Below are 7,383 nucleotides of genomic sequence, written 5' to 3' on the forward strand. Positions count from 1 at the left end.
GCCGAAAACGCCTCACGACCTTACACAACACAACTGCATCAATCAGCGGATGCTCAGTTCTGGCGGGTTGTACATATGGGACTTTGAGCGACGCGGAGAGAAACTGAACGTTCGCGTGGATGGCTCGTTGATATTCAACACCCTTACGCCCCAAATAGATGCGGCACTTGCCGGACTAGGACTAGCTTTAGTTCCGACGGATGAAATGGGCGACCACGTTGAAAAGGGAGAGTTGATTTGCGTTTTGGAAGATTGGCTCCCGAAGTTCGCCGGATATCACCTCTACTACCCGAGCCGCCGGCAGCCCTCACCAGCCTTCTCATTGGTAGTGAACGCTCTTCGATATAGCGCACCTGGGCGCCGTTCTTAGTTTGAGCACAAGCTCTCTGCGGAGGAAGGAAGTTGACCAGAAGGAGTCTGGGAAAAGCCAGAAAATCATCGAGTTCATGCCAACGGAAGCGAGGGCGAGCAAACCGTATTCACTTCCGCATGCACGTCGCCCCTCGTCACAAAAACGATGGCGCCATACTGATATGGCCCCGCGGTGTTCGCTCTTCTGAGGAGCTTGCCCAAGATGCGCAACGAATTCGGTTCAGCATCGTGTACACAGAATGACCTTAAACGCTACACCACTACTGTCCAATTCCGGCAGCGCCGCTCTCCCAGCGAGCTCGCAACGCCACTTCCCACGCCACAGGACAATCTTGCTTTCTTGCATTAGAATCCTTGCTTGAAATGCATGTAAAAACATTTTGCTAGAGTGACGATGCTCCAACGAAGAGCTCGCGCATCTTCCAAAAATCACAAAGCCTGGGGAGGCATACAGTGCAGAAGTCGCTGATGGAGCTGCTTGCGGATAAGCCTGAGGACGATAAGTCAGGGCAAGTGGCAGCTCAAGGTTTCACGTATCAAGAGTGGTACGCAGTTCTTCTAATTGCAGAACTACTGGAGAAGCAAGACGATTTCGCCGTCGGCATCGAAGTGAAAGAAGATATTGCTGTCTTGGATTCAGCCACAGCACCGACATCAGTTGAATTTTGCCAGGTCAAAACGAATGAACAGGTAGCTGCCTGGACGTTCGATGAACTCCATAAAGCGTCCAGCAAAAGGCTCAAAGACGGCACGTTGCCGCTTTCCATCCTGGGCAAGCTATACAAGAGAAGGCACCAGTTCTCAGGCGCACCGACCAAGCTTCGGTTTGTTACCAATACCAGCATCAAACTCAAGGAAAGTACGGGTTCGGTCAATCTGCATGATTACAGACTAGAGAGTCTTGCAGAAACTGCCAAGAAAGCTGTTTCCACTGCGCTTGCGAAACAGCTGGAATTAGACGCTGGCGCAATCACGCTCGATGAAATCCGGCTGCACCGTTCTGACCTCCCTTTGGGGCAGCAACACCTTTTCATCAGTGGGAAACTGAGTGACCTAGCTCATCGCAGAAAGTTTGAGTTCAAGGTCTCCCAGCCGGCCATTGCGGCAACTATGCTCGCGTCGGAAATGCGGAAGCGCGGTTCGAACACCGGCTTTGCTTCAACATTCGAGGAGCTCAAGGCAAAGCGCCTGATGACGCGCCAAGACGCACTGCAAACGCTCATCCAAGTGTCTGAGCCACCTCCTGGAATCGATGATGTCTTTAATGCGGTCTTAAATCGCCTGGATGCCGAGGGCCATGACTTCTCAATGGTCGATGACATTAGGATGCAGAAGGTGCCACTACTGTCGGCGATGTCGGACCGCACAAACGCGTTGTTCAAGCGCCAGGTGACGACACTGGTGGATTGCTACAAGACGCTCAAAGCAGAGCGTGGACCTGATACTCAAAAGCTGGGCAGCTTCATGGAGCGCCTTACGGCGGAAGCCCTCAAGAAAAACAAACAAGACTTCGTGGCGGTTGAAATGCCTTTTATTCATGCACTTTCTCTCATGGTGATTCGGAATGGAATCGACGTCAACGTATTCACTGTTGCGGCTAATTCGCAACCTAAGGGTGCAGAATGAACCGCAACGTAACCTTCAAGACGCTCTGGCTCGTCTCGGAGACCGAGCAAAAGGCAAGGAAACAGACCTTCCCGACTCAACGGACGATTCTGTTCGGAACAAACGGGACGGGTAAATCACGTATTACCAAAAACCTGTTCTGGACCTTGGGATGTACGCCAGAAAAGCAACTCTCCGCGGGCTGGGACCCTGATTTCATCGGCGTGCTGGAATTCGAATATGAAGGCAAGACGTACACAGTCGTTCGCCAACGTAAGAATCTTGGCCTGTTTGCTGAGAACGGTGAACTGATTGCATGTGCCGACAACATGGGCACATGGAACCGAATCATGGCCGATAAATTTGGCTACACGTTGATGCTCCAACGACCACAGAGCACGACCGCATCTCGTCTTGGCGTTGACTACCTCACGCTGCCGACATATATCGACCAGGACGGCGGATGGGGCGCATCCTGGAACTCCTTTAAAAACCTATCTCAGTTCAAGTCTTGGAAGAAACCCGTTTTTGAGGCATATATTGGTCTAAGGCCGAACGCCTATTTCGCCGCCAAACAACTTTGGCAGGAAGCTTCCGATGTCCTCAAGGGAATGCAGGACAAGTTTGATACTCAGAAATCTGCGTTCAAGCGCGTGCGCGACATACTGCCGAAGAATGTACCAGTGCTTAGCTCCACTCAATTCGAGAATGAGCTAGTAGACCTTGGCGAGAAGGCTCGAGACCTACAGCAGCGTCAAAATGAATTGCGAGCCAAGCTCGTTGCAGCAGTCAATCGTAAAGAACAGATTTCATCGTCATTGAGATTGGCAGTTGAAAACCATCGAAATCTGACAGACGACCTTGGATTCATAAGCGAGCGAAATGAAGAGAACATTGAGTGCCCTACATGTGGGACGCTACATGAGAATTCCTTCCATGCTCGACTGCAGCTGACGCAGGATGCCCATGCTTTTGCGCTGCTGATTGCTGAACTTCGCGCTGAAAAATCACAGGCCGTGGCACGCCACGAACGGCTCGTCGCAGAACTAGCTGATGTTAGCGAACAAAGCCGTGAAATCACTTCTACGATTCGTGAAGAACAAGTCGGCCTTCAGGCCAAGGAGCTGCTTCTGGCAGCACACAGTGCCCAAACGTTGGATAACGCCTTTGAAGCAGTTACTTCAGAGCTATCGGAAGAGATTTCTGCTTACGCAGTAAAAGTTGAAACATTGAAAGGCGGCTACAAAATATTCGAAGACCGTGCGCGCACCACTGAAGTCGGGGATTATTTCAGCACCAGCGTAACTTGGTTCTCAAATAAGTTGAATGTTCCAGCCGAGGAGCAAATCAAAAAGACCAAGCCCGGCGACCGCGGCAATTCTGGTGGTAGCTCAGGCCCTCGCTCTCTGTTAGCCGTTCACCTAGCAATGGTGAAGTCTAATGCCGCCTATGGCGACACACCACTATTTCCGTTGGTAATCGATACGCTTCAACAGTCGGGGCAAGATTTGAAAAATTTGTCATCGATGGTTGAAATATTGAATGGTGACGTGGGCATCAACCAGCAAATCATCTTGGCAGTAGAAATGCTGCCTCCGAACGTTGATATATCCAATTTCAACGTGGTGAATCTTACCGAGGACCGCGCGCTACTCAATCCGGACGACTTCAAGAATGTCGGTTTTTTGGCTGAAATGATGGGAACGCTCAAGAAAGCTATCAACCAAGATGACGAAGCGGACGAACTGACGGAAGATTAATGCGACGGGCTGACATCTCATGATAGTCCGGTCTGGCCCGTCACCGCATCCACATTGACAGCTCTGAATACGGATTCACCCTAGACTGCCGCCAAAATGAGAAATCGCCCCATCAGGGGCGATTTCTCTTTCTTACGTACAAAGACGCACAAACATCAGCTTCTGCGACCTCGTAACAGTGACTAGAGTGCTTGAGGTAAAGTTACATTCACGATATGTAAGCAAGGCGGCCAAGCAAACCGTGCACGCTTCGCCCGTGGGACGGCGAATGAGCTACGAAAACATACCAAAAATTATATGGGGGTCGAGTGTCAAAGACAAATATCTGGAGCTATCTCACCAATGTATCGGGGCGCTCGCTGCCTCATGCCAGTCAGGAAGCAGGTAGTTGGGAAAAGAAAAATACGCATCGGCAGGAAATACGATATGGGCGGCGCCAGCGCATCCTTAACGCCGGCACAGACCATCCTATTCGCTTCGCATTCCAGGTTTACTTGCTCTCAGCAATACTGGCCCTACTTGTACTACTTCCTACTCAATCGCTGGAACTGACGCTGTTCATCAGCAAAATAATTGGCAGCGAGTGCTCGGACAATATCGCGAATCTGCTGGGCTTTAGCGTTTCAGGTAAATGGCCCTTCATCCCAGAATGGCTTTCCTCTGGCGAGTGGCTTCCATCAATTCAATGGAGCTTCCCGTTACTGAAAAAGGACGACTTTGATATCGCTGCCTTCACCGGTGTCCCCTGGACAGTCCAAGCTACTTTGATTGCACTGGTCTATCCAATTGTTCTTTCGTTTGTGGGAGTTCTGCTGCAGCGAAACTCGCAGTTTGGCGGGATGATGCGCGTGTACATTATCGAATCGGGAGTGATGCCTTCAGGAGCAAGCTCGATTACTCTTCTTGTTTTTCTGGGCCTTCAGTATTTCTTGACCCCATACTTCGAAGCCGATAACCATCCTATTCTATTCGCCGCGACCATCCTCACCGATTTCTTCTGGCTCACTATCAATGTTCTCCTGACAGGAAACTATCTCACAAGAACCGTTCACTTCCTTCGCGATAGCGAGCGCGATAATGCTTTCCGACGCGCGGCAGTTGGAATCGCACTGACTCAAGAACTAAAAGCGATAAGCCATCGCCGTCATTACGCAAGCACATTATTTGAGTTCAGAAACGCCGACGATGCAGCAGACAATGCGCCGCTAGTTAGAATCGGTTTCCCAATGGGCGGCTTGCCGCAGGTTGCCAGAATACTGAAAAAGAAAAAGACGGTACACGACGTACGCGGACGAGTGCTCATTTTCGTCGCAAGACAGTGGCTTAAACGTGCAAATCCAAGCCCGGGTGAAGCGAAGCCTGTTCTTGTATTCAATCTTTCGCTACATAACTCTTATAGCGGTAAAACTCACCTCTGCCGCGTTTCTGACGGCCCTTCACTAAGATGGTACGAGAAATGCCTAGTTTGGTACGCATTTATTTTTCGCTCATCTCGGAATTCCTCAACTAAGCTAACGACCACCGAAATGCTCTCGGAAGTGTCATCTGAGATTCGCGCGTTGATGGATGAAAACCGTTCCGAAATGGCTTTAGCAGCCCTTAGGCGCCTGATTAGCACTCACAACTTACTTCTCAATGCCAGTTCGATACGTATAACTGGCGAAACCTCGAACGCAACCATTCTTGGGACAAATCCTGGGTCCTTCTTAAGTGAGACTTTGAGCATGCAGTGGATACGGCTCTATCGCGATGTCGGCATCCAAGCAATTAGCAGAATCGGCGAGGACCTTAGCATCTTTACTGAGCTCTCAGGCGCAGATGGCGCTATTACATACGATGTACCTATGAGCCCGCCTCAGACCCACATCGATGCTCAATTTATTGGGACTATGCTTGCAACTAACATTGGCAAGTGGTGGGCACAAAAGATTGATGAAACATCTTTGCACGGCGCTCAAAGTTTCACAGGAGTCCTTCCTCCTCTTTTCGACAAAATCTATGATAGAGCTCTACGCGTCTTAATTGGCGGCTGGGGCAATCGAACTATTCGTTGGGATAAAACTCGGGACCCATCAACATCGGATGTCGAGATGTGGCTAGCTCACAGCAGTCGTGCGCTTTTCTATGCAAAGCACGTCGAGAATCTTGCATCAGTTCTCATCGCCTCGGTATCAAGACGCGACGTTACTGCGTCTTTACGCTACGCCGACTGCTTCATGAAATGGTGGGGAACACGTGCGTATTCTCTACAGGTTCCAGGTACTCAACCGATAACTCAAAATCAGAATTTAACGATTCAAATCGCCAATCAGTCTTGGGAGGAGGCTCAAATCACTTTGAGCCAGAATGGCGAAGTTCTTCCAGTCGAGGCAAGCTGCACTGCGCTCACTATTGTTATCAAGCGATATTGGGAGTCGATGCGACTCTACTTGCTCCTGCAGTTCATACACAACGCAAAAAATGGCCCTAACATCGACGAGCACCGACTAAAACTCGCCGTAGGTTTAATTGAAGGTAAAGGATTTTTCGCTGGAGGAAAAATTGATGCCAAAAGACTGCTTTCTTTTGACCAAGCACTCAGTTCTATCCTGAGCGAGATTTACAGCTCCGACCGCGGCAGTTCGAGAATCGACAATTTTGCAGAATGGGAGAGTAGTAATCAAAATAATGAAACACTCATTCCAGGATGGACCTATTCCTGGACTGGGATACATGCCACGATAGAGACCATGCTCGCAGCACAAGTCCTCCTGCTCCTAATAGTTTCCCCTGACCGTGGTGGAGGAACTCGTGAATCTGCCGCCTTCATTAAATTGTGGAGGAACAATGTTGACCGTCTACAGATGATTGAACATCACCTTAAGCGTCTGCATGAGGAAATTTCTTCGCGCGAATTCCTTCTTCAAAACTTCTCTGTTTGGGGGCGCCTGCGGAGTCTCTTTGACTCTCACCATTCACGAAAACTGGCAGTCACGCGCACAAAGGCTGCTCTTCATCTGTTAGCTACGACAGCGCGCGACACATGGGTTGAGAAGATTCAGTCGCTTGCCGTCAGTGCTAATTTGATTCAAACGTATAAAGACCAGTTTTGCAGAGCTCTTTTAGATGCGGAAAATCTACCTATTTTCATCACGCGCATCGAATACTCAAGTCTCACTGGTATCGCACCTTCTGAATTCACATATCCCGAAACTAAGCGCTATCTGCTTGAAGAGATTGGTAGTGGTGTCAACGTAGACAATGTCGAGACATTAGCCGGGTACATGCGCGATTTTGTCATCAACCATGTCTTGAAATGCAAACTGGAAAGTGAATGCATTGCGCCGGTCGGACCGGATTCGGTTTATGACGAAATTAATCCCAGCTACGATGACCGTGTCGCATTTGTCGTCGCGCTTGAGGAACAAAGCCGTCGCATCAGAGACCAAGGGCGGAGACCCATCATCATCGGTGGAATATCGCCCGCGCATACTTACTTGAGTCCTTGGTCATGGAATGATGAGATATCCCAGCTTCCTGAGCATCTGACCTTATCAACAATTCCGCTGAATAACGGAAAATTCCAGGTCTACTGTCTGAATGAGACTCCTGTTATCGAATTTAGCGCGGACTTCGATAGATACTATGTCGTCCCCGAAGACATGGT

4 protein-coding genes are annotated in these 7,383 nt (G+C 49.7%); all 4 read left to right on the top strand.

Annotated features, from left to right (window positions below):
* The coding region (locus AKL28_RS22640) for a LysR substrate-binding domain-containing protein (RefSeq protein WP_231602644.1) at window positions 1-370 on the top strand (370 nt) is incomplete at its 5' end.
* A gap of 470 nt (window positions 371-840) precedes the next feature.
* Complete coding sequence (locus AKL28_RS22645) at window positions 841-1,998, top strand: dsDNA nuclease domain-containing protein (protein WP_050470560.1); 1,158 nt, start codon at window positions 841-843, stop codon at window positions 1,996-1,998.
* Window positions 1,995-3,737, top strand: coding sequence for a hypothetical protein (locus AKL28_RS22650; protein ID WP_050470561.1), 1,743 nt, complete (start codon window positions 1,995-1,997; stop codon window positions 3,735-3,737). The genes AKL28_RS22645 and AKL28_RS22650 overlap by 4 nt, the downstream gene beginning before the upstream one ends.
* Before the next feature lie 308 nt (window positions 3,738-4,045).
* A partial coding sequence (locus AKL28_RS22655) for a hypothetical protein (RefSeq protein WP_156226451.1) occupies window positions 4,046-7,383 on the top strand: 3,338 nt, incomplete at its 3' end.

This window comes from Herbaspirillum chlorophenolicum (assembly GCF_001189955.1).
GTDB lineage: Bacteria > Pseudomonadota > Gammaproteobacteria > Burkholderiales > Burkholderiaceae_D > Herbaspirillum > Herbaspirillum chlorophenolicum.

Excerpts from the sequence above, each read along its gene's own strand:
- AKL28_RS22650 (WP_050470561.1), top strand. The coding sequence starts at position 1,995 with ATGAACCGCAACGTAACCTTCAAGACGCTCTGGCTCGTCTCGGAGACC.
- AKL28_RS22645 (WP_050470560.1), top strand. The coding sequence starts at position 841 with ATGGAGCTGCTTGCGGATAAGCCTGAGGACGATAAGTCAGGGCAAGTG.